Origin of the sequence: Campylobacter showae (assembly GCF_900573985.1) — a bacterium.
Lineage (GTDB): Bacteria > Campylobacterota > Campylobacteria > Campylobacterales > Campylobacteraceae > Campylobacter_A > Campylobacter_A showae_E.
This window is the reverse complement of record NZ_UWOK01000001.1, coordinates 107,774-132,539: the sequence shown is the minus strand read 5'-3', so window position 1 is coordinate 132,539 and position 24,766 is coordinate 107,774. Positions and strand designations below refer to the sequence as shown.

The 24,766-nt window shown below is 47.1% G+C and carries 25 protein-coding genes; 16 read left to right on the top strand and 9 right to left on the bottom strand.

Translation table 11 applies throughout. The features are described 5' to 3' along the window. The first annotated feature begins 2 nt into the window (after positions 1 to 2). From EE116_RS00680 to EE116_RS00605, 16 genes are all read left to right on the top strand, one after another. On the top strand, positions 3 to 500 hold the full coding sequence (locus EE116_RS00680; RefSeq protein WP_122872804.1) for a chemotaxis protein CheW: 498 nt from the start codon (positions 3 to 5) through the stop codon (positions 498 to 500). A gap of 8 nt (positions 501 to 508) precedes the next feature. After that, complete coding sequence (serB, locus tag EE116_RS00675; RefSeq protein WP_122872803.1) at positions 509 to 1,132, top strand: phosphoserine phosphatase SerB; 624 nt, start codon at positions 509 to 511, stop codon at positions 1,130 to 1,132. 12 nt (positions 1,133 to 1,144) lie between these two features. Next, positions 1,145 to 2,140, top strand: coding sequence for a transaldolase (locus EE116_RS00670; RefSeq protein WP_122872802.1), 996 nt, complete (start codon positions 1,145 to 1,147; stop codon positions 2,138 to 2,140). Continuing rightward, positions 2,137 to 4,431 carry a type IV pilus twitching motility protein PilT gene (locus tag EE116_RS12550; RefSeq protein ID WP_241091603.1) on the top strand — a complete coding sequence of 765 codons (2,295 nt, stop codon included), beginning with the start codon at positions 2,137 to 2,139 and terminating at the stop codon, positions 4,429 to 4,431. The genes EE116_RS00670 and EE116_RS12550 overlap by 4 nt, the downstream gene beginning before the upstream one ends. A gap of 58 nt (positions 4,432 to 4,489) precedes the next feature. Beyond that, positions 4,490 to 5,026 carry a 50S ribosomal protein L25/general stress protein Ctc gene (locus EE116_RS00660; RefSeq protein ID WP_002947279.1) on the top strand — a complete coding sequence of 179 codons (537 nt, stop codon included), beginning with the start codon at positions 4,490 to 4,492 and terminating at the stop codon, positions 5,024 to 5,026. Positions 5,027 to 5,034: 8 nt separating this feature from the next. After that, a complete protein-coding gene (gene pth, locus EE116_RS00655; protein WP_122872801.1) occupies positions 5,035 to 5,595 on the top strand; it encodes an aminoacyl-tRNA hydrolase in 561 nt (186 codons plus the stop codon). Continuing rightward, positions 5,592 to 5,930 (top strand): hypothetical protein, encoded by a 339-nt coding sequence (locus tag EE116_RS00650; RefSeq protein ID WP_122872800.1) that lies wholly within the window; start codon positions 5,592 to 5,594, stop codon positions 5,928 to 5,930. Before pth ends, EE116_RS00650 begins: the two co-directional genes overlap by 4 nt. Then, positions 5,927 to 6,988 carry an LptF/LptG family permease gene (locus EE116_RS00645; protein WP_122872799.1) on the top strand — a complete coding sequence of 354 codons (1,062 nt, stop codon included), beginning with the start codon at positions 5,927 to 5,929 and terminating at the stop codon, positions 6,986 to 6,988. The genes EE116_RS00650 and EE116_RS00645 overlap by 4 nt, the downstream gene beginning before the upstream one ends. A gap of 55 nt (positions 6,989 to 7,043) precedes the next feature. Next, positions 7,044 to 8,285, top strand: coding sequence for a diaminopimelate decarboxylase (gene lysA / locus EE116_RS00640; protein ID WP_122872798.1), 1,242 nt, complete (start codon positions 7,044 to 7,046; stop codon positions 8,283 to 8,285). A gap of 9 nt (positions 8,286 to 8,294) precedes the next feature. After that, positions 8,295 to 9,371 carry a prephenate dehydratase gene (gene pheA / locus EE116_RS00635; protein ID WP_122872797.1) on the top strand — a complete coding sequence of 359 codons (1,077 nt, stop codon included), beginning with the start codon at positions 8,295 to 8,297 and terminating at the stop codon, positions 9,369 to 9,371. Position 9,372: 1 nt separating this feature from the next. Then, entirely contained in the window at positions 9,373 to 10,473 is a 1,101-nt protein-coding gene (gene hisC / locus EE116_RS00630) for a histidinol-phosphate transaminase (protein ID WP_122872796.1), read from the top strand. Next, positions 10,474 to 12,168 (top strand): flagellar basal-body MS-ring/collar protein FliF, encoded by a 1,695-nt coding sequence (fliF, locus tag EE116_RS00625; RefSeq protein ID WP_122872795.1) that lies wholly within the window; start codon positions 10,474 to 10,476, stop codon positions 12,166 to 12,168. After that, entirely contained in the window at positions 12,168 to 13,199 is a 1,032-nt protein-coding gene (gene fliG, locus EE116_RS00620; RefSeq protein ID WP_122872794.1) for a flagellar motor switch protein FliG, read from the top strand. Before fliF ends, fliG begins: the two co-directional genes overlap by 1 nt. Next, positions 13,196 to 14,011, top strand: a complete 816-nt coding sequence (gene fliH, locus EE116_RS00615; protein ID WP_122872793.1) for a flagellar assembly protein FliH — start codon at positions 13,196 to 13,198, stop codon at positions 14,009 to 14,011. The genes fliG and fliH overlap by 4 nt, the downstream gene beginning before the upstream one ends. After that, positions 14,011 to 15,858, top strand: a complete 1,848-nt coding sequence (dxs, locus tag EE116_RS00610; RefSeq protein ID WP_206159253.1) for a 1-deoxy-D-xylulose-5-phosphate synthase — start codon at positions 14,011 to 14,013, stop codon at positions 15,856 to 15,858. The genes fliH and dxs overlap by 1 nt, the downstream gene beginning before the upstream one ends. 327 nt (positions 15,859 to 16,185) lie before the next feature. Then, entirely contained in the window at positions 16,186 to 16,596 is a 411-nt protein-coding gene (locus EE116_RS00605) for a Fur family transcriptional regulator (RefSeq protein WP_122872791.1), read from the top strand. A gap of 207 nt (positions 16,597 to 16,803) precedes the next feature. Here EE116_RS00605 and EE116_RS00600 read toward each other — a convergent pair whose 3' ends face one another. The 9 genes from EE116_RS00600 to EE116_RS00555 all read right to left on the bottom strand — a co-directional run bounded on the left by EE116_RS00600 (position 16,804) and on the right by EE116_RS00555 (position 24,690). Continuing rightward, on the bottom strand, positions 16,804 to 17,487 hold the full coding sequence (locus EE116_RS00600; RefSeq protein WP_122872790.1) for an SMI1/KNR4 family protein: 684 nt from the start codon (positions 17,485 to 17,487) through the stop codon (positions 16,804 to 16,806). A gap of 364 nt (positions 17,488 to 17,851) precedes the next feature. Then, positions 17,852 to 18,532, bottom strand: coding sequence for a tyrosine-protein phosphatase (locus EE116_RS00590; RefSeq protein WP_122872788.1), 681 nt, complete (start codon positions 18,530 to 18,532; stop codon positions 17,852 to 17,854). Between the two features lie 371 nt (positions 18,533 to 18,903). Continuing rightward, positions 18,904 to 19,362 (bottom strand): DIP1984 family protein, encoded by a 459-nt coding sequence (locus tag EE116_RS00585; protein WP_122872787.1) that lies wholly within the window; start codon positions 19,360 to 19,362, stop codon positions 18,904 to 18,906. Positions 19,363 to 19,378: 16 nt separating this feature from the next. Further along, positions 19,379 to 20,059 carry a DUF799 domain-containing protein gene (locus tag EE116_RS00580; protein ID WP_122872786.1) on the bottom strand — a complete coding sequence of 227 codons (681 nt, stop codon included), beginning with the start codon at positions 20,057 to 20,059 and terminating at the stop codon, positions 19,379 to 19,381. Beyond that, positions 20,049 to 20,603, bottom strand: a complete 555-nt coding sequence (locus tag EE116_RS00575) for a DUF4810 domain-containing protein (protein ID WP_122872785.1) — start codon at positions 20,601 to 20,603, stop codon at positions 20,049 to 20,051. The genes EE116_RS00580 and EE116_RS00575 overlap by 11 nt, the downstream gene beginning before the upstream one ends. A gap of 9 nt (positions 20,604 to 20,612) precedes the next feature. Further along, the gene (locus EE116_RS00570) at positions 20,613 to 21,281 is read right to left on the bottom strand and encodes a CsgG/HfaB family protein (protein WP_002952372.1); all 669 of its coding nucleotides are present in this window, start codon (positions 21,279 to 21,281) and stop codon (positions 20,613 to 20,615) included. A gap of 107 nt (positions 21,282 to 21,388) precedes the next feature. After that, positions 21,389 to 22,552, bottom strand: a complete 1,164-nt coding sequence (gene xseA, locus EE116_RS00565) for an exodeoxyribonuclease VII large subunit (protein WP_122872784.1) — start codon at positions 22,550 to 22,552, stop codon at positions 21,389 to 21,391. Continuing rightward, complete coding sequence (gene ubiE / locus EE116_RS00560; protein ID WP_122872783.1) at positions 22,546 to 23,262, bottom strand: bifunctional demethylmenaquinone methyltransferase/2-methoxy-6-polyprenyl-1,4-benzoquinol methylase UbiE; 717 nt, start codon at positions 23,260 to 23,262, stop codon at positions 22,546 to 22,548. The genes xseA and ubiE overlap by 7 nt, the downstream gene beginning before the upstream one ends. A gap of 9 nt (positions 23,263 to 23,271) precedes the next feature. Next, entirely contained in the window at positions 23,272 to 24,690 is a 1,419-nt protein-coding gene (locus EE116_RS00555) for a CYTH and CHAD domain-containing protein (protein WP_122872782.1), read from the bottom strand. Positions 24,691 to 24,766 lie beyond the last annotated feature (76 nt).

Here is a 24,766-nt window from a genome sequence, read left to right as displayed (position 1 = left end):
ACATGAACGACAAACTAAATCAGGTTCTAAAAAGACAAAAAAGACAGGTGATAGACCCGAGCGAAAAAGAGCGCGAGGAGATCGTCCAGCTAGTCGGCTTTATTGTTGGCGACGAGGAGTATGCGATACCTATTTTAAATATCCAAGAGATCATTAAGCCCATCGAATACACTCGCGTACCTAGCGTGCCTGAGTATGTTTTGGGCGTGTTTAATCTGCGCGGTAGCGTCATCCCGCTAATCGACTTGAGAAAGAAATTTTCTCTAAACGCCGCAAAACCGAGCCCAAGCACGAGGTATATCGTGATGAAAGAGGGCGATAACGTCGCGGGATTTGTGATTGATAGGCTAACGGAGGCCATCAGAATACAGCAAAACAGGATCGATCCGCCGCCTGAAACGCTTTTAAAAGACAAAGGTATGATTTACGGTATCGGCAAAAGAGACAACAATATCCTTACGATTTTAAAAGTCGAAACATTGCTAAAGCGCGATTTCTAGGGTCAAATTTGATAAAGCTTTGCGTATTTGATTTTGATTCGACGCTGATGGACGGCGAGACGATAGATTTTCTAGCTGCAGCAAAGGGCGTGGGCGATGAGGTCAGTGAAATAACTGCAAAAGCGATGGCGGGCGAGCTTGATTTTTTTGAGAGCTTGACGCGCCGAGTGTCGCTTTTAAAGGGGCTTGAGCTCGCTAAAGTAGATCAAATTTGCTCAAATTTACCGCTCATGCCAGGAGCCGCCGAGCTGATCGCACATCTAAAAAGCAAAGACATCAAGGTCGTAGTTTTTAGCGGCGGATTTCACTCGGGCACCGATAGAGCGCAAGAAAAGCTCAAATTTGACGCTAGCTTCGCCAATATCCTGCACCACAAAGACGGCGTCCTAACTGGGCTTGTGGGCGGCGAGATGATGTTTGGCTTTTCAAAGGGAGCGATGCTTGCAAATTTACAAAATTTGCTTGGAATCTCAAAAGAGCAGACGATGAGCGTGGGCGACGGCGCCAACGACCTATCAATGTTTGAGCATTCAAATTTAAAAATCGCATTTTGCGCGAAGCAAATTTTGAGGCAAGCGGCAACTTGTTGCGTGGATAAAAAAGATTTGCGCGAGATCATAAATTTGATATAAAAAGGCGAGAAAATGTTTAATAACGATATAAATTTTTCATTGTGGTGTGACTTTATCGAGCGCGACTTTTTGCAGGACGAGTTTGAAAATTTGCTCCAAATCGGCGCGATTAACGGCGTGACCTCAAATCCGTCTATCTTTAAAGCCGCGTTTTTGTCGGACTCCTACAAGGACGTCATCGGCCAAATGAGCAAAAAATATCCAAAGGCGCTTTACGAGGCGCTCGCGGTGCAAGATATCAAGATAGCCGCGACCAAGCTTTTGAGGCATTACGCAAACGGCGACGACGGGTTTGTTAGTATCGAGGTCGATCCTAGCTTTTGCGATAACGCTGCAGCTACGGTGGATGAGGGCGCTAGACTGCACGCAGAAATCGGCATGCCAAACGTCATGATCAAAATCCCTGCGACAAAAGCCGGCTTTGAAGCTATGAGCGCATTAACCGCGCGCGGTATCGCGGTAAATGCGACGCTAATTTTCTCGCCGGAGCAAGCCGTAGCGTGTTTGGATGCTTTTGAAGAGGGCGTAAAGGCTTATGAGAAAAAATTTCCGCTAACGCCGCTACCAAAAAGCGTGATTAGCATTTTTGTTAGCAGGTTTGATCGCTTGCTAGATGAAAAAATGCGTAAAAACTCGCTACCGACGGGTCAAATCGGCATCATGAACGCGACTAAAATTTACAAAATCATAGAAAACAGAAGCTTGCCGACGACGCGCGCGCTATTTGCTAGCACGGGCGTAAAGGGCGATGAGTTGGCAAAGGATTATTACGTAAAAGAGCTTATGTATCAAAACGCGGTAAATACGGCCCCGCTTGATACTATCAAGGCCTTTATGGCGGGCAAAAACGAACCAAAAACAGCTGTTAGCGACGATAGTATAGAGAAATTTTTCGGCGTGGTAAAAAGAGCCGATATAGACATGGAGAAGGTTTACAAAGACTTGCTAAACGACGGCTTAAAGCAGTTTGTGACGGCATTTGAAGATATAATGAAAGCGCTTAAATGAAGCCTTTGAGATTTACTTCGTCGCAGCAAGAAGATGCAATGGACTACGAGCCTATCGGTTCTAGTATTAAATTTGACACTCAAGACGACGAACTTGAGCGTATCATAAATCTAAGAGCGAATGCGGTAAAAAACGATATACAAAAAATAAGAGATAAAAATAAAGAAGATTCGCAAGAAGAGCAAATAATAGAGCTAAAATCTGAAAAAGATGAGCAGAAGATCGGTGAAGTTACAGATAAAAATTTGAGCGATCATGAGCCCGTGTTTAAATTTGGACAAAATTTTGATTTTGAGAACCTGCCTGCGCTCAAACCCATAGACGACGAGCCCGTAAAAATCAAAGAAGCGGCGGAAACCGTCAAATTTGACGGTTTTATCGAGCCCGGTGATTTGGAGGCAAAAAAACACGAGTTAAGCGAAAATCTCCAAGCTATCAACGAAGCACTGAGCGAAATAGACGCACTGGACGAGATGTCGCCAAAAAAAGATGAGTTTGACGAGACTACGAAAGCTACGGCGCAAGAACAGTCGATTTGCGATGAAACGCCGGATATAAAATTTGGCGGAGATAACGTAAGTTTGGATGATTTGGGTATTAAATTTACGCAAGAAGAGGTCGGCATGCAACAGCACCCTAGCGAAAAGGATCAAATTTTAGACTTTTTTCAAAACGAATTTAGCATAGTTCAAGATGAAGAAAATAAAGATATAGAGGATAAAATCGGCACAATCAATGACGATGGCGCCAGCGACAAAAACGAGATAAACGCAATCCCTGCGCAGCCGAATTTAAACGTTGGTTTTGGAGACGATCGGCAAAATAAAGAGCAAAAAAATATCGACGAATCCATAAATTTGCGCGAATCGCAAGCGCAAAATTTAGAGCCGAATTTCGCACAAATGCAAACTGCCGCAAATAAAGTTGCGGCGCAAGCGCAAACTATAAACGATAAGCAAGAAAACCAAACAAATACGTTAAAAAAACCTGAAGCGCGACCGGTTAAATACAAGGACAGGGCGGCGCTTTTAGCCGAGCTTGGCATCGGTATGGAAGATGAAACTTTCGGGACGCCGATTAGAACCACGGTGCCGCAGAGCGACGAAGAGAACGAAAAAAAAGCCGAAATGAAGGTTATACTGGATGGGTATCTAGCAAAACTTATCGAGCTTGGCGGTAGCGACTTGCATGTAAAATCCAACAAAGTAGTTCGCGGTAGATTTAACGGCGAGATATTTACGATGGGCGATAAAATTTTAGATTACGACAACTCGATACTACTTGCAAAGGAGATTTTAGGGGCGAATTATTACAATCTTATGAAAAGAAAGAGCGTGGATTTTACATATAAATTAAACGACGACTACCGTTTCCGTTCAAACGTCTTTTTGCAGATGGATGGCGTATCTTTCGTATTTAGAACGATTCCGACGAAAATTCCTACGATGTCCGAGCTTTTATTGCCGCCGGTTATTGAAAAGCTTTGCAATAAAGTAAATAGAGGTATCGTCCTAGCAACGGGACCTACCGGTAGCGGTAAAACTACGACGTTAGCTAGTATGATAAATCACCTAAATCACACGAAAAACTACCATATCGTCACTATCGAAGATCCGATCGAGTTTATCTACAATGACGACAAAAGCGTAATAAATCAGCGCGGTATCGGCCAAGACGTAGATAGCTTTGCCGACGCGTTAAGAGCCTCTTTGCGCGAGGACCCGGATGTTATATTTGTAGGCGAGATGAGAGACCTAGAGACTGTTAGAACCGCGATAAATGCAGCAGAAACAGGACACTTGGTGCTTGCTACGCTTCACACCCTTGATGCTAAAGAAACTATCGGCCGCGTCATAAATATGTTTCCTAAAGAGGAGCAAAACCGCATAAGGATGACCTTTGCCTCGGTTGCGGAGGCTATTATATCTCAGCGCCTTGTCGTAACTACGGCAGGCAAACGCCGCGTCGCTTGCGAAATAATGGTAAAAAACATAAGAATAAGAGATATGATCTTAGAAGATAGAGATAGCGAAATTTACGACGCGATAGAACAAAGTAAAAATACATACGGAATGCAGACCTTCGAGCAGCATTTGCTTGACATGTATACTTCGGGAATTATTACAAAAGAAGAAGCGCTAAAAAGCGCTAGCAGAAGAGAAAACCTCGATATCAAAATCAAGAGCGCCGACCTTGCTAAAAAAAGAGCGATGGTTGCCTCTATCGAAGAGGACGCCGATCTCTTAAAAGAATTTCAAAGCGAAGTTATTGCGCTCAAAGATATCAAGTAAGGCGAAATTTATATAAATTTGGGTATCATCGGCTTCTATTTTTCAAGAAAGGAAAACGATGTTAGAAGGTATCGTTAGAGAGAGTATCGGTAAAAAGGCGTCAAAAGCCTTGAGAAGAGATGGTTATCTAATCGCCAATATTTACGGCAAGGGATTAGAGAACGTGCAGGCCGCTTTTAAAATCAATGATTTTATAAAAGAGGTTCGCAAAAAAGAGAGCCTTGCGTTTGACGTAAAAGTAGGCGGAAAAACCTTAAAAGTCGTAGTAGTCGAATACCAAAAAGACCCTGTGACAAACGCGCTAAAACACGTTGATTTAAAGGTTGCGCTTCCAGGCGTCGTCTCAAAATATATGATCCCGGTTAAACCTTACGGAACTCCTGTGGGTCTAAAAAATAAAGGCGTTTTGATCGTCTCAAAAAGACGCTTAGCCGTAAAATGCACGGCTGAAAATTTGCCGAATTCATTTGACATAGACGTTAGCGGTCTTGATATAGACGACACTGTCCTAGTGCGCGATATAACCGTTCCTGCGGGCGTTACTATGATCGATGCTGACCGCGTAGCGGTTCTAGGCGTAATAAAAGCTAAATAAGGCTACCCTTGATACTCATAGTCGGACTGGGAAACCCTGGTCCCGAGTACTCCAAAACAAGACACAATGTCGGCTTTATGCTGATAGATAGACTCAAAAACTCAAATTTTACGGATGTAAGCTCGGCCAAATTTCAAGGCGAGCTGTTTAAATTTCAAAATATACTTTTTTTAAAGCCAACTACTTTTATGAATCTAAGCGGACGAAGCGTGAAAGCCGTCGCAGATTTTTACAAGCCTGAGCGTATTATCGTGATTCATGATGACCTTGATCTAAATTTCGGCGTCGTTAAATTTAAAAAGGGCGGCGGAAATGGCGGACACAACGGGCTAAAATCAATCGACGCATTAATGGGTGCAGACTACGAGCGCGTACGTATCGGTATCGGTAGAAGCGCGCACAAAGGCGAAAGCGCGGTAACCGGCCACGTGCTTGGCGAATTTAACGCAGAGGAAAAAGAGGGGCTGGAAAAGATTTTGAACTACTGTGAAAACGCGCTAAATGAGCTTATAAAAACCGACATCGACGCCGTTTCGCAAAAATTCTCAACCAAAAAAGGTATTTTGTGAGAGGGTTAAATTTGGTATTTGCGACTTTTGCGGTTTCTCAAATTTTGCGGCTTTTTAAAGCGCTAAAAAATCGGTTAAATTTAAAACATAAATTTAAAACCGTACGCCAAATTTTCTTTACCGCAAATTTTATAAATTTACTTCAAAATTTTACTAGCAAATTTATAAAATTTACGAAAAAAACGGTTTTTTCACAGACTCGCCTTTTATCCAGAGCTGTATTTTTATTAAATTTCACTCAAAAAACAGAGCTGTTTAGATTTGATACTTTTGAGAGCGTCGCTCTTGTCCGCCACCCCGCGTACGCAAAATTTGATTTAAAAGGCCTCAAATGAACCTTTACGCGCGTTACGTCGGCTGGCTTTATTTTAAATATTTCATGATTTTATTCGTCGCGCTCACGCTTTTTTACATCGGCATCGACATCCTAACCAACCTAAAAGACATGCCCGCAAGCGCGAACCTAAAGCTACTTTATTTTGGCCTTACCTCGCTCACGGCGGTAAACTACGTTCTGCCTCTCGCGCTCATTTTTGCGCTTATAACTAGCAAATTTAGCATGATCCGCAGTAACGAGCTAGTTAGTTTTTACGCGCTGGGTATCGATAAAAATCGCCTGATCAAGCCGCCTTTTTATATCGCGCTTGCCATCACGTTTATTTACGTCGGGCTAAATTTCACACCTTTTGCCTACGCCTACGAGTATGGGCGAAACATCGTGAAACTCTCGAATTTATCGCGTACGAGTTCGGATATTTTCTTAAAATTCGAAGGCAAATTTGTCTATGTGGATAGCCTAAATCCTATTAGCGGCGAGGCAAAAGACGTGCGGATATTTGACATAGACAGCAGCAACTTGCGCAGCGCTACCTTTGGCGAAAGCGGGAAGTTTATAGACGATGCGTGGCTTTTAAAAAATGCTAAAATCGTAAATTTGCCGCAAAATATTAAGCTTGGCGAAAAGGGGCTTGATATCAAAACGCCAAGCGAGCTAAAAACGCTTGAAAATTTTAAACCAAAAACAATAGAAAGCGCGTCAGCGGAGAGCTCGGCGATCACGATTCCTGATGCAGTGGATTATATTTTGGCGTTTAAAGACGAAGGTATCGGGCTAAATTCGACCAAAACTACGCTTTATAACCTCGCTTTTGCGCCTTTTTTTGCGCCGTTTATGGTGCTCATTATTTACTATTTTTTGCCGATTACCGGACGATTTTTTAATCTCGCCTTAAAAAGCTTTATCTTCACAATCGCCTCGCTTTGCGTCTGGGGTGCGCTTTTTGTGATGATGAGATTTGCTAGAAACGGCGTCGTCTCGCCCGAGGTCGGCGTGCTTTTACCGATTATTTTACTTGGTGCTTACGCTTTTTATCTGCGTTTTGGGAGTCGTTAAGAGAGATTTAGGCAAAATTTCTGTAAAATCTAACTATTTTTAAACAAGGTCGGTTATGGATTTTACGAATTTAGCGCAAAAATACGGCACCCCTCTTTACGTTTACGATTTTGACTACATGGCACACCGCTACGAAGCGCTAAAAAACGCGTTTCACGCTAGAAAATCTCTCGTATGCTACGCCGTTAAGGCAAACTCGAATTTAAGCGTTTTAAAATTTTTAGCCGGGCTTGGAGCCGGGTTTGACTGCGTGAGCGTGGGTGAAGTTAGGCGTGCGCTGCTAGCGGGCGCTAAAAGCTATCAGATCATCTTAAGCGGCGTGGGCAAGCGCGACGACGAGCTCAAATTTGCGCTGGAAAATGAAATCTTGATGATAAATTTAGAAAGCGAAGCTGAGATGAACCGCCTGGAGGATATCGCAAAGCAGCTGGGCAAGCCCGCTCGCATCAGCATCCGCGTAAATCCAGACATCGATGCCAAGACGCACCCCTACATCTCAACCGGACTAAACGAAAATAAATTTGGCGTAGATCTGCAAACGGCGAAAAAAATGTATCTACACGCTAAAAACTCGCCGCATCTCGAGCCTGTGGGCATCCATAGCCACATCGGCTCGCAGATAACCGACATAAAGCCCGTTATCGAAGCGGCAAAGATCGTGGCAAATTTGACTAGAGAGCTAAAAGCCGCGCAAATCGACATCAAATTTTTTGACGTCGGCGGCGGCATAGGCATCGTTTACGGCGACGAGAGCGAGCCTGATCTATACGAATACGCGCAGGGCATTTTGGCAAATTTAAGCGGCCTGGACGTTACGGTAGTTTGCGAGCCGGGACGCTTTATCGTCGGCAACGCGGGGTATTTTCTAACTAGCGTTCTTTACGAGAAATTTAATAAAAACAAGCGCTTTGTGGTCGTGGACGGCGCGATGAACGACCTTATCCGTCCGAGTCTCTATCAGGCTTGGCATAAAATTTTTGCTATTAGCGGCGGCAAGACTCTTTGCGAGTGTAAGACCGAGCAACTTCGGGAGCTCAAATTTAGCCCTTGCGACGTGGTCGGACCGATCTGCGAGAGCGGCGATTTCCTCGCAAAAGACCGAAATTTACCGCCTCTAAACCCAGGCGATCTCGTCGTTATCAAATCAGCAGGTGCATACGGCTTTGCCATGAGCAGCAACTACAACACTCGTGGGCGCGTCGCGGAGGTTGCGGTAAAAGGCGGCGAAGACTTTTTGATAAGACGCCGCGAGAGCTTTGAGGATGTAGTGGCGCTGGAGCGAGAATTTTTAGGCTAGGGAGCGAAAATGCAAAACATAAACGACCTTAGAAGCGAGATAGATAAGATCGACGATGAGGTGCTAAAGCGCCTAAACGAGCGCATGAATTTCGTGAGAAAGATCGGCGAACTAAAGCAAACCAGCGGCAGTGCGATCTACCGCCCCGAGCGCGAAAGAGCGATCCTAAACCGCCTCGAGGGGCAGGACTCCACATTTTTAAATAAAGCCGCGATCGAGGCGATTTATCTTGAAATTTTTGCCGTCAGTAGAAACCTCGAGATGCCCGAAAAAGTCGCATATCTAGGGCCTGAGGGCACCTACACCCACCAAGCCGCAGAGAGTCGTTTCGGCGCAATGAGCGCGTATTTGCCGCTAGCTAGCATCGAGGCGGTTTTTACCAAACTAAAGCACAAAGAGGCCAAATACGGCGTCGTGCCGATAGAAAACAACACCGAAGGCGCGGTGGGCGCGACGCTAGACTGCCTCGGGCGGTTTGATAGCGTCAAGGCCGTGGCTGAAATTTACATGGATATCCACCATATTTTTGCGAGCAAGTGCGAAAATTTAAAGGATATTAAACGCATCTACTCGCACCCGCAAGGCTACAATCAGTGCCGCAAATTTTTGGACGATCATATGCTCTCAGCAGTCGAGTTTATCCCGGCAAAATCGACCGCACAGGCCGCGCAACTAGCTAGTAGCGAGCCAAACTCGGCCGCTATCTGCTCTAAGATCGCTGCCAAGCTTTACGGCGTGCCGATTTTGTTTGAGACGATCGAGGATAACGCTGCAAACCGCACGAGATTTTTTATCTTAAGCGATTTTAAAAACGAGCGCGCGCAAAAAAACAAAACATCAATCCTAGCAAAGACCGAGCACCGCCCCGGCGGGCTAGTGGAGCTATTACTAGCCTTTAGAGACGAGGGTATAAACATAACCAAATTAGAGAGCCGCCCGATAAAACAGCGCGAATTTAAAGCGAATTTTTATATAGATTTCGAGGGGCACATCGACGACGACAACGTCCAAAAAGCGATACAAAAAGCGATAAGCTACGGCCATGAGATCGCATGGCTAGGAAGCTACGTCGCGTGGGAGGAATGAGATGAAATTTAACGAAAATTTGGCAAATTTAGTGAGCTACGAGGCGGGCAAACCTATCGAGCTCGTCGTGCGCGAATACGGCATCGACGCCAAAGACGTCATCAAACTAGCCAGCAACGAAAACCCGTATGGCACGAGTCCTGCGGTAGTAAAAGCGGTCAGCGAGATAGTAAATAAAATGCATCTTTATCCCGACGATAGCTACTTTGAGCTAAAGGCCGTGCTAGCTAGTAAATTCGGCGTTAGCGAAAAATCTATCGTAATAGGCTCTGGAAGCGATCAGATAATAGAATTTGCCGTGCACGCAAAAGCAAACGCAAAGAGGGGAATTTTAACTGCGGGCATAACATTTGCGATGTATGAAATTTACGCTAAAGCAGCGGGCGCAAAGGTATTTAAAACCCAGAGCAAAGAGCATGATTTAAGCGAGTTTTTGCAAATTTACAAGGCAAACAAAGACGAGATCGGCGTGATATTTTTATGCGTGCCCAATAACCCTCTAGGAGGCTGCCTAGACGCCGAGGAAATTTATAAATTTTTAGAGCAGATTGACGCCGATACGCTCGTGGTTATCGACGGCGCGTATCAGGAGTTTGCTAAATTTAAAGACGCGAAAAAAGAGATAAAGCCGAAGGGACTCATAGCTAAATTTCCAAACGCGATATATCTAGGCACGTTTTCTAAGGCTTACGGTCTTGGCGGTATGCGCGTAGGATACGGCATCGGCGAAGTAAGCGTGATGAGCGAGCTGGGCAAACTAAGAGCACCTTTTAATATAACGACGCTTAGCCTAAAAGCGGCCATAGAAGCGCTAAAAGACGAAGAATTCGTAAAAATGACGCTTGAGACGAATTTTGAAGAGATGAAAAAATATGAAGATTTTGCTGATAAGCACGGCATAAAACGTCTGCCGAGCTTTACGAATTTTATCGTTTTTGAGTTTGAGCGTCAAAGCGCTAGCGAGCTTGCTCAAAATCTGTTAAAAAAAGGTATAATTTTACGTGATCTAAAAGCTTACGGATTAAACGCGGTTCGCATAACGATCGGACTGCCTAGTCAAAACGACGTAGTTTTAAAACAAATTGGGGGAAATTTAAAGTAAATGGATTTCAAAACCGCAATTCAACAAATCGGACAGGTCTATCACAACCTCTCGTTAAGGCAGCGCCTAGTCGCCGCAGGCTCGGTCGTGCTCGTGGTCGGTTTTTTAGTGTTTTTGAGCATTCACAAAAGCTCAAACGAAAACTACGACGGCTATAGCGTACTTTTTGAAAACACTTCCGCCGCAGACTCTGCGCTGATAATCCAGCAGCTTGAAAAAGATAAGGTAAAGTATAAAATTTTAAACGAGGGCACGATTTTGGTGCCAAACTCAGACGTTTACCGAGAGAGGATCTCGATCGCGTCGCTTGGGATTTTAAAGGACGGTAAGGTCGGATTTGAGATTTTCGATAAGCAAGAATTTGGCGCGACGGATGCCGAGCAAAAGGTTAAATTTCAGCGTGCTTTAGAGGGCGAGTTAGCTCGTACGATCGAAAGTCTAGCGCCGATAAATAAAGCCATCGTGCGTATCGCGATACCCAAAGAAACGATTTTTACCGAGCGAGCCACGCCGCCAAGTGCGTCTATCGTGTTAAATTTAAAAGACGGGCAGAGCTTAAATTTAAAACAAATCACGGGCATTAAAAATTTAGTCGCCGCAGCGGTGGCAAATTTAAAACCCGAGCAAGTAAAAATCGTAAGTCAAGACGGAGTGCCGCTTGGCGAGGAGGACGGCGAATACGATAGCGATCAGATCACGCAACAAATCCGCTACAAACGCGACGCCGAGCACAATCTCGAAGAAAAAATCATAAACGTCCTATCGCCTATCGTGGGTGGCTCGGATAAGGTCGTAGCCAAAGTAACGATAGACTTTGACTTTGCTAGAAAAGATAGCCAAAGCGAGACCTTTGATCCAAACTCCGTAGCTAGAAGCGAGCAAAACGTCGAAGAAAAACGCCAAGGCAGTAAAGAAGCCGAAGTGCAAGGCGTGCCGGGAGCCGTAAGTAACATCGGTCCGGTCGAAGGCCTGCAAGACGGTAAAATGAAAGAGCTGTACTCAAAAAGCTCATCTACGACAAACTATGAAATCTCAAAAAAAGTCGAGCGCGTCAAGGATCAGTTTGCTAAGATAAACCGCCTAAGCGCCGCTGTCGTCGTGGATGGAAAATACGAAAATAAAAAAGACGAAAAAGGAAATCCAACTAGCGAAATAGCCTACGTACCGCTTGATAAAGAGCAGCTAGCGCGTATAGACGCTCTTATTCGCCAGTCTATCGGCTTTGATCAAAACAGAGGCGACGAGGTTACTGTTAGTAACTTTGAGTTCCAGCGTCAAGACGGACAGACGCCGGCTAGCAAAGTTCAGTCCTTTTTCGAGCTTTACATAGTGCCGTTTTTACCTATCTTAAAGTATCTTTTTGTAGCGATCTTACTATATGTATTCTACAAGAAAGTCATTACGCCGTTTATGACCAAAATGCTTGAGGACGTAAAAGAAGAAGAGATCGATCTATCCGAAAACGAGGTTCAGCTTGAGGATAGCGAAGATACGCTGGAGAAATTTCAAGCAGCTAGGAAAAAGGTTGAGGAGCAACTGGGTATCGGAGATAACTTTAACGAGGACGACCTGCGCTACGATGTATTACTAGAAAAGATGAAACTAGTCGTTCAAGATCGCAGCGAAGAGATAGCCGTATTGCTTCAAGATATGATAAAAAACGATTCTGACTTTAGCAACCGTAAGGACTTTTAATGGCAATAAAGTTAAATGAACAACAAAAGATGATTTACGACGACCTTTCGATGCCCGAAAAGGTCGCTATTTTGCTTATTCAGCTAGGCGAAGATGTCACGACTCTGCTTTTTTCGCATATGGAGGTTGACGTCATAACCGAAATTTCGCGCTATATAGCTACCGCAAAGAGTACCGACAAAAGCGTAGCTGCTGCGGTTTTAGAAGAATTTTACGCTCTCATGCAGTCAAATCAGTATATGAGAAGCGGCGGCTTAGAGTACGCGAAAGAAATTTTATACCGCACCTTTGGTCCTGAAGCCGCGCAAAAGATACTCGACAAGCTCGCAAAAAGCATGGAAAACACAAAGAGCTTCGGCTATCTTACTAAGGTCAAGCCTCAGCAGCTTGCAGACTTTATCGTTAACGAACATCCGCAGACTATCGCGCTTATTTTGGCGCATATGGACTCAACCAGCGCAGCCGAGACGCTTTCGTTTTTTAATAACGAGCTTAGAAGCGAGGTCGTCGTGAGAATGGCAAATTTGGGCGACATTAGCCCGTCTATAATCAAACGCGTTTCAACGGTACTAGAGGGCAAACTAGAGAGCCTCACGTCCTACAAGGTCGAAGTCGGCGGCCCGAGAGCCGTGGCGGAGGTGTTAAACCGCCTCGGACAAAAGGCGTCCAAAGCTACGATCGAATATATCGAGGACGTCGACGACAAGCTCGCTACGACGATCAAAGAGCTTATGTTTACCTTTGAGGATATTAACACCCTCAATCAAGCAGCTATCCGCGAAATACTTAAAAACGTCGATAAAAAAGACCTCATGGTCGCTCTAAAAGGCAGCGGCGACGCATTGAGAGATAAATTTCTCTCCAGTATGTCTCAGCGCGCCAGCGATTCGTTTAAAGAAGAAATGCAGTTTTTGGGAGCGGTGCGCGTAAAAGACGTCGAAGAGGCGCAGCGCCGCATAGTAGAGCAGGTTCAGGCCCTAGCCGAAAGCGGGGCGTTCCAAATAGGCGAAAGCGATGAGATGATAGAATGAAAAGTAGCGTAATAACAAACGAGCGCTCAAAAGAGCACTTCGTAAAAAACTATCGGTTTAAAATTTTAGGTCAGGAAAAAAGAAGCGATGATGCGCAAGCGGCTCACGAGAGCGGGACTCGCCGCGCGTCAGAACATAAAGGTGAGCGAGCTTTAAACGGCGAGCAAGAGAGCTCAAATTTAAACGACGCAAAAGAGCAAAGCGCGCATTTTAAGCCTGAATCAAGCTTCATCGAGGAGCTTTTGAAGCGCACCGACGAAATGAGCGGCAGTATGATAAAGCTGCAAATGCAAATCGAAAATCAAGAAAATGAATTTGCTAAACGCCTAGAAAGCGAGATCCAGCGCGCCAAAGAGGACGGCATAAAGCAGGGTAGAGACGAGGCGGCGGCTAAATTTGACGAGGAGCTAAGAGCGCTTGAGAGCAGGTATCTTGGCTCGATAAATAAGCTAGAGGAGCAGGCGGCTAAATTTGAAAGCCTCATCGCATCTAGCGAAGCGCAGCTGCCCGCTACCGCAGTTGATATAGCCAAAGAGGTCGTAAAAAAAGAGATTTCTCTAAATTCGGCAAACATCGCCGCAGCAATATGTAAAGAGCTTTTTAGCGAGATAAAAGACGCCAAAGAGGTGCAGGTTAAAGTAAATCCGAAAGATTACGAGTTTATCAAAGAAAATTTCTCCGGTCAAAACGTCAAAATCTCCGCCGACGAAGCCATCAGCGCAGGCGGAGCGATCGTGCTTAGCGACGCGGGCAACCTCGAGGGCACGATCGAAGCCAGACTAGAAAAAATCAAAAAGATAATAGGACAATGATAGACGTAAAATCTATGAACATGGAGGAACTCGAAGCGCTTTGCGGAAAGCTCCGTGATAAAATTTTACAAACCGTCAGCGCAAACGGCGGGCATCTTAGCTCAAACATCGGCGCAGTCGAGCTAATCGTCGCGATGCACTATGTTTTTGACGCCGCAAAAGATCCGTTTATATTTGACGTTAGCCACCAAAGCTACGCGCACAAGCTAATCACCGGACGCTGGGATAAATTTGACACGCTTAGAAAATTTGGCGGTATCAGCGGCTACACCAAGCCTTCCGAGAGCAAATACGACTACTTTATCGCCGGTCACAGCTCCACCTCTATCTCGCTAGCAGTCGGCGCGTCAAAGGCGATCAAACTAAAGGGCGAGGATCGCATCCCCGTGGCCCTCATCGGCGACGGATCGATGAGCGCGGGTATCGCGTACGAGGCGCTAAATGAGCTAGGCGATATCAAAAATCCCTGCGTCATCATCCTAAACGATAATGAAATGAGCATCAGCAAGCCTATCGGCGCCTTTAGCAACTACCTCTCGCAGATGATGGCCGGGCCGCTGTATCAGAAGTTTAAAAGCCGCGTAGAGAAATTTTTAAGCTATATGCCGGATGGCGCCGCGTATATGGCGCGCAGGATGGAGGAGGGTATCAGGATCTTTACGCCCGGGATGTTTTTCGAGGAGCTGGGGCTCGAGTACATCGGTCCCGTAAACGGCCACGACGTGAAGGCGCTCATCGAGGCTTTTAGCGTCGCAAAAGGGATGAAAAAGCCCGTCGTCGTGCACGCTCAGACGCTAAAAGGCAAAGGTTACGAAAAGGCCGAGGGACATCTAGCCAGCTGGCACGGCGTGAGTCCGTTTGATCTGCAAAGCGGCGAGGCTATCAAAAAACCAGCCGCCAAATCGGCTACCGCGCTATTTGCGGAAAATTTGACCGAGCTAGCGAGCGAGCATAAAAATATCGTCGGAGTAACCGCCGCGATGCCTACTGGCACGGGTATAGACGCTCTGATGGAGAGATTTCCGGATAGGTTTTGGGATGTCGCGATCGCCGAGCAGCACGCCGTGGCCTCTATGGCCGCGATGGCTAAGGAGGGCTTTAAGCCCTTTATCGCGATTTATTCGACATTTTTGCAGCGGGCGTTTGACCAGGTCGTGCACGACTGCGCGATCATGAATCTAAATGTCGTTTTTGCGATGGACCGCGCGGGCATCGTCGGCGAGGACGGCGAGACGCATCAGGGCGCGTTTGACGTGAGCTATCTAAATTTGATCCCGAATTTGACGATTTTCGCGCCTCGCTGTGCCGATAGTTTTAGGCTCGCGATGCGCTACGCCTACGCTCACGAGGGGCCTTGCGCTTTTCGCTATCCGCGCGGAGCTTTTTCGCTGGCGCAGGGTGAATTTGAGGCGCGAGAGCTAAAGCTCGGCAAGGGCGAAGTTTTAGTCGAAGGCGGCGGCGAAGCGGCATTTATCGCTTACGGCAACGCCGCGGGCAAGGCAAATGCCACGCGCAAAATTTTGCTTAAAAAAACGGACGGCAAATTTGACCCAAGCCTCGTTGATCTAGTGTTTGTTAAGCCGCTTGACGGCGAACTCTTACAAGAGCTCGCGCGCAGGCATAAGATTTGGTACGTCTTTTCCGATACTGCAAAAAAGGGCGGCGTAGGCGAGATTTTGGCTGCGTTTTTGCAGGAACGGTGCATTTTTGACGTACGCATCGTTAGCTTTGAGTTTGACGACGCATTTATCCCGCACGGCGCTACGGCCGACGTTGAAAAGGCTCTTGGTATCGATACGGCAAGCATTTGCGAGAAAATTTTAGCCCAGAGGACGGATCAAATTTGAGCTGAAGCATTCTTGTGCGTTTTGGCGAGAGTATTTGTGCATAAAAGGTACAAATTTGAGCTAAATTCACCTTTTACGCTCGGTCTTGCTGCTTTTACCTTTAAATGATGCGGGCAAATTTAATTAAAACAAAAGATCAAATTTAGCAGAACACACTAATCCCAAAAATCAAAATTTGACTTCAAGAATCACGCCAAAATTTATAAAAAGTGCAAATTTAAACCCAAAACTGACATAAATTTTAGTAAATAATAATTTATATTACCAACTATAAAGAAGTTTTAAATAAAATTTTTGTATATTTAGTAAAAAATATCAGGAAAAATTATGAACTATATGGAACTTCTCAAAACTCACGGCCTCAAAGCCACCCCGCAGCGCCTCAGCGTGCTCAAGATCCTCGACCGCCACACGCACCCGACGATCGATGAGCTTTACGAAGAGATCTGTGCTGAAAACCCGTCCGTATCGCTCGCGACGGTGTATAAAAACCTAAATATGCTAAAGGACGAGGGGCTCGTCGTCGAGGTCAATATGCCAAACCAAAAGGCGCGCTACGATATCTTTAGCTATCCGCACATCCACGTCGTATGCGAGAGCTGTGGGCACGTCGAGGACTATAACTTCTGCGAGGCGCTGAGCGAGTACAAGGAAAATTTAGAAAGAAAGCTCGGAAATTTCATCGAAAAGATGAATGTGCTCGTAACCGTGAAGGACTGCCAAAACTGCCGCCATTAAGCTTTTTGCTCGCTTTTTTGGCGAGCTAAATTTTCTCTCGTTTATAGCTTTATAATGAATTAAATTCGGGATTATGCCGATAAAATTTGCCGCTGTTTTTGATCCTGCAAGCGAGCTTTTATCAAGAATAAATTATACTCGCAAGAGCTTTGGTAGTGCCAAAACAGCGATATATTGCATCTTAACCTACTTAAATCATACTAAACCTCACTTCGCGACGCGATTTACCCAGATCAAAAACTCATCGCTCGGGTTCTCGTCGTCTAGATGCGCGGGAGTGACGAGCTCAAGCGCGGTCTGCGGGATCGTCGTTTTGAACGTCTCCGTTACCCACTGCTGAAATTTCAGGTTTGGATGCACGATAAAGTCGTCATTCTCGCTGTTTGGCGGCGCACTAAAATCCTCGTCCCAGCAAATTTCATCGTATCCAATCGCAAGCAATCGCAAAAAATCAAGCCCGCTATGAGCCAAAACGCATGTCATCGTCGAGCCCGAGCCGGAGCCCATATGCACGATCTTTGTTTCCCCTGCATCGTCCAGCCACAGCGCGCACATCGAGCCCTCCGAGCCGCTGCCTGCGAACACGCAAAGCCGCTGCTTGATCTCCGCGGCAAGCTCGCGATCCTCGCCGTAAAACCAATACCTTAGCTCCTCGTCGCGATTTTTCGGCTCATCCGTGAAAAATACGATGTCCGTGCCGCCCTCGCGCTCATCGTCGCTCCAGCTCTGCCGTAGCCGATCCTGCGGGTAGAGATAGCCGCGTCTGCGCCCGCCAATGTCGTCATAAAAGCCGTTTGCCTCGATCCACGCATAAAGCGCCTGGGTCTCGCTCGGTACGTGCATGCCCTGCGGTAGTGCCTCGCGCAGCTGCGCTAACAATAAATTTTCCACGATCACTCCTTTTGCTAAATTTGCCGCTCGAATTTTACTGCGTTTCGGCTAAATTTACGGATATTTTGTCTGATATTTGCGGCGTTTTACGCGCCCCGTCGCCGCAAGCGCAAATCGGGCCTTTAAAATTTAGCCGATTTTGGTTGCGATACGCATGCCGCAGAGATGAGCGTATTTTGACGGATGGAAATGCGTCAAATTTCACGATATAAATTTTACTACTTTAAGGTCTCTTAGAAATTTTCTGTTTTAAATTTATCGCGTTTATAATATACCGGTGATACCGTCATCAAATTTGGTTTTAGCGTTGCTAAAAGTTGAACGCAAATTTCGCCACCGTTTGATCTAACGGGCGAAATTTCGTCTAAATTCCAAGCTCGGCTCTTACGAGCGCTTCGTTTTGCGGCGTCAAAAAGCCCGCGATATCCTGCCACATGGAGTGAAAGCCGTATCCGCCGTCTATCATCTCGCTGCGCGCGGCATCCAGGCTCCAGCCCTGATAGATCACGCGGTACATCGCCACCACAATCCCCGTGCGATCGGCTCCGTGATAGCAGTGCACAAGCACGGCGCCCTCCTTTTGGCGCTCGCGAATGGTGCGCAAGACGTCCGCGATCTGCGCGGGCCTTATCTCCCAGCTTTGAAGCGGCTTGTTCGCGAGCCAAAATTGATCCCCAAACGCCCTTCTGTCGCCGCCTCTGCTAAAATGGCGCAGATTTACGATGCTTTTGACGCCAAGCTCGTGCAGCTTTGCGGCGTAGCTTCCGTCAAGCTGAGCGCTGCGAAACAGCAGCTCGTCCACGCGGTAGAAATTTTTCGCTTCGTCGATGAGGGTTACTTTTTGCGATGAGTTTGTGCTATGCGCCGCGGTATCTGCGTTTTTAAAATGCGCGCGTTGAAATTTGGCGTCTTTTGCGTCCGCTAGATTTAGCTCCGCGCCGCTCGTTGTTTTGGAATTTATAGAATTCGCTTCTGTCGCAAGCTCTGCATTTACGCCGGTCGCAAAGAAAAACGCGACCGCTAGCGCAAGGGTTTTAAATTTCAAATTTCATCCTTTAAATTTGGCTAAATTTTATGATTTTTGTAAAATTTAACGCCAGACGGGTCAAATGCAAAATAGCAAGCGCGCCTTAATTTAACGCAAAATTTGATCGTCAAACCCGCCAAAATCGCCGCTAAATTTTGCCGCGAGCCAGCAAGCTGCGTCGTTAAAATTAAAATTTCGTTTTAAAATTTCCCCGTTCCCGCCCTGGGTATCGCTAGATCAGTACGCGGTAGTTACATTACGTAGTTACATTGCCCTTGTAAATTTACTGAAAATAAATCGTAAAAGGGGTGCGCCGTTTCCGCGAGCGCTGCCATATTTTTTTATACTCGCCTCTTGCGATACTTACCCGAAATTTAAATTTTACGCTTTTAGCCTTCGATCAGATCGGTCTGCCAGTTCGCGCCTTGCAGCGTCGTATCAAGCTGTCTGATCTGCCTAGCTAGCTCGTCCACCTGCTTTTGCAGCGCCGCGACGTCGACCGTGCTTAAAATTTTAATCTCGCTGCGAGAATAAACATCCACTTTTTGCGCAGAAGCTTGCGCGAAAGCCCGCAGCGCGCCAGCTTTTAGCGTGAGTACGTCGCGTTTGGCGATCAGCTCGGTTAGGCTCTTGCCGTCCGCTCTTGCGGTGCAGTTGGTTAAATTTATCCGAACTATCAGGCGCTCAAGCTCGCTTGTGAGTGCGTCTAGCTCGGCCAGTAGCGTATTAGGCTCTTCGCTGGGCTTCTCGCCCTCTTGCACCTTTGCGTTATCTGCGAGCCTTGATTTTAGCTGCTCGATGCGTTTCTGTATGTCGGCGCGCAGTATCAGCGCCTCGGCTAGTTTCATTTTCGTCCTTTTAAATTTATTTGCCGCCGCCAAGCTGTCGATCTTGTCCGTAGTGCGGGGAATACGGGCCGTAGAGCAGGCAGTCTTTGCAATCGGTGCTAAACAAAATCGCGTCCGCGCGCGCAGAGAGATCAAAGCTCGCGTCCGAGACCGAGTCGGCGATCTGTTTAACTAGCGCGGAGACTAGCATGCCGATGAGGTTGCCGCCGCCGTCGCCCGAGTCGTTTGCCGCGGTGGCGCTTTTTTGCCAGAGTACGGCGCCCGTGTTTAGATCTACTAGAGTCGCCGTTACGCTCACGCGCGTGACGCTGCTAATGAGCATATACGAGGTGCCGTAGTCGGCGATGTTAAGGTAGAGCGCGGCGTCGGCGCCGAATATCTGCTTTAGCTTGTACGTAGAGATCTGCGCGATCTCGCCTGCGTCGTAGATGCCGTTGTTTTTAAAGGTCTCGTTTACGAGTGCGGGCGAAAATACGTAATACCCCGCCTCGCTAAGCGGATAGAGCGCGTTTGCCAGCACCGCTGCGGAGGCCTTTATCTCGGCTGAGTCGCTGGTTGGCATCATGACGACGATCGAGCGAGGCTTAGTCTGTAAAAACGCCGAATAGTCGTAAACCTCGGGCTGCGATCCTGCGCACGCTCCCAAAAACAGCACTGCAAACGCGCAAAGAAGCGCCGATTTTATTTTATTTTTCATTTTGGCTTCCTTTTGCGGTTTTGCTCGTTTTGGCTGGTTTTGTTTGCTTTTTTTTCAAATCTTGCTTGCTTGTTTGCTCGCTTAAATTTGAGCTTTTGTCATTTAAATTTGACTCGCTCGCGCCTGATTTTTCCTTCGTCTGCTCACTCAAATTTGCCGCAGTTTTGACCGCCGCGCCTTTAGTTTTGCTATTTTGATTTAGCAAAAACATCGCGTAGTCGCGCGACTCGGGATAGAGCTCGGCTTCTTTTTCGACGTAGGCTTTAAATTTAGCCCCGTTTCCTTGCGAAAGATAGAGTAAGCCTAGATGCGCGTGTAGTCCGGGCGGAGCTTTGGCGGCTCTTTGATAGGCTTTTTGCAGGCTCTCCTCGAGTGCGGCGATCTGCGCGCCCGCGTCGCCCTCCTGGGTTAGGTACTCGTAGACCGAGCTCGTGTAGGCGCCATCCCAGTAGTATAGCTGCCTAGGCGAGTCGTCCGCGCAGCCCGAGAGTAGCATGGCGGCGGCGGAGGCGAGCGCGAAATTGGCTAGAGTTTTAAAGCGCAAAATTTATCCTTATTTCGCGTTAAAAGCGCCGCTTTCAAGCCCGCGCGTTAGGTTGTTTACGGCCTCGATGATGGCTAGGCTTAGCACCTTGCCGTTTAGCGTAGAATCATACCCAGCGCTTCCGCCAAAGCCCAGCACCTCGCGATTTGATAGTTCATACTCGCCGGCACCCTGAGTGGAGTAGATCACCTCGGAGTTTTTCACGTCCACGACGTTAAGATTTACCTTCGCGTAGGCGGTTTGGGTTTTGCCTTTGCCAAGTATCCCGAAAAGCTGGTGATCGCCAGTTGTTTTACGGCCAAACTCCGTCACGTCGCCCGTGATGACGTATCTTGCGCCCTTGATGTTTTGCGCCTCTTTGTTTAGCGCGCTTTCTTCTTTGATGGCGCGCATGTTGCTGCGGTCAAGCACCGAAAAGCGCCCGCTTTGTTGTAAATTTGAGATGAGGATGGTTTGGGCTTGGTTGCCTAGTCTGTCCTCGCCGTCTGAAAATACGCCGTTTTGGTATGAGGACTGGTTGCTAAAGCGACCGATCGAGACGGCGATCTTTTGTCCTTGATAGGCGGTGTTTAGGGTTTGAACTTTTGGCGTTTCGACTACGCGAGATCGCTCTGTCGCGCAGCCGGTTATCAGCATCGCAGCGCACGCGGCTAGTAAAAATTTTACGTTCGTTTTCATATCGCTCCTTTAAATTTTGATTTGCGTTATTATCTTACTATTTTTAGCTTAAAAATTTTTAACCTGCCTAAAAACTTAAGCCGCGGCGTCGGCTGGGTCAAATTTGATTATAAAATTTCCGCCTCTTTGCTTGCGTTTACCGAGCTTAGCGCGATGCGGTCGCCCGGTTTTAGCTCGCTTAGATTTACCGTTTTGCCGTCTTTTTGCACTCGGACGAAATTTGAAATCTGCGCGAAAAACGACTCTTGCTGCGCATATGCAGCGCGAGCGAGCTTGAGCGCGTTTTCAAATTTGAGCAGTTTGGTTTGCACGGCGGCGTTTAAAGCTTGCCGTAAATTTAGCAAAATTTGCTCTTTGCGAGCGATTTTTTGCGTTAGGCTCGCCTGAGAAAATCTCGCTCTCATCATCGCTAGAGCGTTAAATTTACGCTCCCAAACGCGCACGAAAGCCGCGTCCGCCGCCTCGCTTAGCCCGTCTATGCTTTGCATTAGCTCGCCCACATCGGGCAGTAGCGCAGCCATCGCCGCGCTTGGAGTCGGAGCGCGAAAGTCCGCCGCAAAGTCGCTGATCACGTAGTCAATCTCGTGCCCAACGGCCGAGATCACGGGCGTGCGCGCCGCGTAGATCTCGCGGGCTAGATTTTCGTCGTTGAAGCACCACAGATCCTCTCTGCTGCCGCCTCCTCGGGCGAGCACGATCGCGTCAGCACCGCTGGCGCCCGCTCTTTTTAGCGCGCGTATGAGCGAGGCGGGCGCGGTTTCGCCTTGCGTTAGCGAGTCAAAAATTATGATTTCCGCCAGCGCCCAGCGCTGCGAAGCGATACGCAGCATGTCTTGCAACGCGGCTGATGTTTTTGATGTTACGAGCGCGATCTTGCGCGGAAATTTAGGTAGCGGTTTTTTGCGCGAGATATCAAAAAGCCCTTCGCTCTCAAGCCGCGCTTTTAGCTGTTTAAATGCAAGCTCGAGCTCGCCTTCGCCGCTTGGGCGTATGAGGGTTGCTATAAACTGATAGCTGCCGCTTGGCGAGTAGAGCGAAATTTTGCCGTAGAGAGCGACTTTCATACCGTCTGCGACGTCAAATTTGAGCTTGGTGGCGTTAAATTTATAAATGACCGCCGAGATCGCGGCCTTTTCGTCTTTTAGCGTGAAGTACCAGTGGCCCGAGCCGTGTTTAACGAGCCGCGAGATCTCGCCCTCTACCTCGACGTAGGAAAACGTCGTCTCAAGCAGCGTTTTGGCCTGCTCGTTTAGCTCGCTGACGCTTAGCACTCACGCGCCTTTTGCGCGATGAAAAGGGTAGAAATATCCATCGAAAAGCTCTTGCAAAGGCGCATCTCAAAGCCAGCGCTAGCAAGTTCGTCTGCAAAGCTAGCCGCGTCTAAAAAGCTCTCGATCGAGTTTGGCAGATACTCGTAGGCTTCTTGATTTTTGGAGATAAAGCCGCCTATCTTAGGCAAAATTTTACCTAGATAAAAGTCGCGAGCGCTCGCGAAAAGCCCGCTTTTTTTGCGCTTAGTAAATTCTAGCACTACGACGTATCCGCCCGTTTTTAGCACCCTGTTAAACTCTCTTAGAGCGGCCTCGCGCTCGACCACGTTTCTGATGCCGTAGCTGATGCTTAGCACGTCCACCGAGCCGCTATCAAGCGTCGTTTGAGTCGCTAGTGCCTCGATAAATTTAAACTCGGGAAATTTTTGTTTAGCGACTGCTAGCATACCGCTTGAGGGATCGACGCCGATTAGATTTTCGATTTTTGCGTTAAACTCCCCCGCCGTCTTTTGCCAAAAGCCCATCATATCGCCCGTGCCGCATGCGACGTCTACGATATTTACGCTTGAGTCTTTGAAATTTGACAAAACCGTTTTGCACGCGATCTTGCGCCAGCTCACGTCCGCGCCCATGCTTAGCACGCGGTTTGCTAGGTCGTAGGTAGGCGCGATGTCGTTAAACATCTGAACTATTTTTTCTTGTTTTTCCATTTTTTCTCTTTAGATATAGTAGATTTTTAAGCCGTGCGAAAGCTTTGTGAGGCTTTTTAAAATTTTAGGCTTTGAGTCTAAAATTTCGCTTCGTAGCTCGTAGATTTTTTTGTAAATTTTAGCTTGGAGTTTGTTTATGCGCTTTTGCTCGGCGCCGCTTTTTATGTGCGCTAGCAGGCCTAGCCAGACGTCGGCGTCTTGCAATGAGCCGAAAACTTCTTGTAAAATTTTGTTCTTTTTAAAGCATTTTTTAGCCGCAGGGAAGTCAAAACCGCCGCCGGAAATCTCGCTTAAGTATCTCAGCCTTTTTATCTCGATGCGGCACTTGTGAAACTGCGCATTCTCGGTTGTTTGGCTTAAATTTGAGAGAGATTTTTTAAGGCGTAAAATTTGAGCTCGCATGGATTTTGCGACGAGTTTTTTTATCGGCGCGTCTCCTAGCTCGCCTTTAAAAAAGTCGCTCCCCTCGCGTAAAAATACCTCCCAGTCGCGCAAAATTTCGTTCGCTTCGTCGCTTTGTAGCTCGGCTTGGACGCTTTTAGCTATGGTTTTGCTTAAAATTTCTAGCTCGCTAGCTAGCGCTTCAAAACCTTTTTGTTTTTGCAAAAACTCGCAAAATACGTCTATATCGCGCTTTTGGTTAGTTAGCTCGGCTAGTTTTTTAAAATTTAGCAGAAAATAACAAGCCGTTTTTTGGTCAAAAACTGGAGTGAAAATTTTAAGTAGAGAGCGCGTTTTGCGCAAATTTATGCGGATCTGGTGCAGCGCCTCGGCATCGCTAGAGCTTGCGTACTCGTTTAGGTGCTTGCTAAGCAGCGTAAAGATCTGAAAAAACACCATCCGCATCGCATCCATCGCGCCGATGTAGCTTGGTAAATTTAGCTCCAGCCCCGGACTGTTTTGTAAAATCTCAATGCTCTTTTGCGCGTCAAATTTGCCCTGCGGCAAGCCAAAAAGCGCTAAATTTTTATTTTTATAGCGCTCATCCTCCGTGACCTCGCTAGCTATGTGCGCGGCGATAAACTCGGGCGGGTTAAACTCCGTCGCCTCGCGCTCGCTAGCAAACTCGGCCTCTAAAGTAACAAGCCCCTCTAAAGCACCATGAAAAATATCGACGTTGCAAGCGGCGCCGTCAAGCCGAAATAAAAATCTCGTCTTTTTTATCGGAGTGGCGACCGCGTTTTTTAGGGCTTTTTTAAAGCTTTTGGCGTCCGTTTCGCTCTCATTTTCCTCGCGCGCTAGGCCGATGCCTGATTTTTGAGCGATCGTAAAAACGCCCGAAGCCTCGCGAAATCTAATCTCCTCAAGCGGAGTGATTTTGACGTAAATTTGCGTCACCTCTTTTTGCTGGACGTCGATGTCGCGGGCTTTTAGCTCGTTTATGACGGCGGCGTCACGCAGGATAAATTTACGCTCGATCTCTATCAAATTTCGCTCCTTAATATGAAAAATTGTATCAAAAGGTAGCTTAAAGTGTAAAATTTGCGAGCTTTTGCCGTCGACC

Coding starts and splice junctions, on each gene's coding strand:
- EE116_RS00585 (WP_122872787.1), bottom strand. CDS start 19,362: ATGAAACTAGCCGAGGCGCTGATACTGCGCGCCGACATACAGAAACGC.
- EE116_RS00645 (WP_122872799.1), top strand. CDS start 5,927: ATGAACCTTTACGCGCGTTACGTCGGCTGGCTTTATTTTAAATATTTC.
- pheA (WP_122872797.1), top strand. CDS start 8,295: ATGCAAAACATAAACGACCTTAGAAGCGAGATAGATAAGATCGACGAT.
- fliG (WP_122872794.1), top strand. CDS start 12,168: ATGGCAATAAAGTTAAATGAACAACAAAAGATGATTTACGACGACCTT.
- EE116_RS00570 (WP_002952372.1), bottom strand. CDS start 21,281: ATGAAAACGAACGTAAAATTTTTACTAGCCGCGTGCGCTGCGATGCTG.
- fliF (WP_122872795.1), top strand. CDS start 10,474: ATGGATTTCAAAACCGCAATTCAACAAATCGGACAGGTCTATCACAAC.
- EE116_RS00580 (WP_122872786.1), bottom strand. CDS start 20,059: ATGAAAAATAAAATAAAATCGGCGCTTCTTTGCGCGTTTGCAGTGCTG.
- fliH (WP_122872793.1), top strand. CDS start 13,196: ATGAAAAGTAGCGTAATAACAAACGAGCGCTCAAAAGAGCACTTCGTA.
- EE116_RS12550 (WP_241091603.1), top strand. CDS start 2,137: ATGAAGCCTTTGAGATTTACTTCGTCGCAGCAAGAAGATGCAATGGAC.
- EE116_RS00605 (WP_122872791.1), top strand. CDS start 16,186: ATGAACTATATGGAACTTCTCAAAACTCACGGCCTCAAAGCCACCCCG.
- EE116_RS00660 (WP_002947279.1), top strand. CDS start 4,490: ATGTTAGAAGGTATCGTTAGAGAGAGTATCGGTAAAAAGGCGTCAAAA.
- hisC (WP_122872796.1), top strand. CDS start 9,373: ATGAAATTTAACGAAAATTTGGCAAATTTAGTGAGCTACGAGGCGGGC.
- ubiE (WP_122872783.1), bottom strand. CDS start 23,262: ATGGAAAAACAAGAAAAAATAGTTCAGATGTTTAACGACATCGCGCCT.
- EE116_RS00670 (WP_122872802.1), top strand. CDS start 1,145: ATGTTTAATAACGATATAAATTTTTCATTGTGGTGTGACTTTATCGAG.
- EE116_RS00680 (WP_122872804.1), top strand. CDS start 3: ATGAACGACAAACTAAATCAGGTTCTAAAAAGACAAAAAAGACAGGTG.
- lysA (WP_122872798.1), top strand. CDS start 7,044: ATGGATTTTACGAATTTAGCGCAAAAATACGGCACCCCTCTTTACGTT.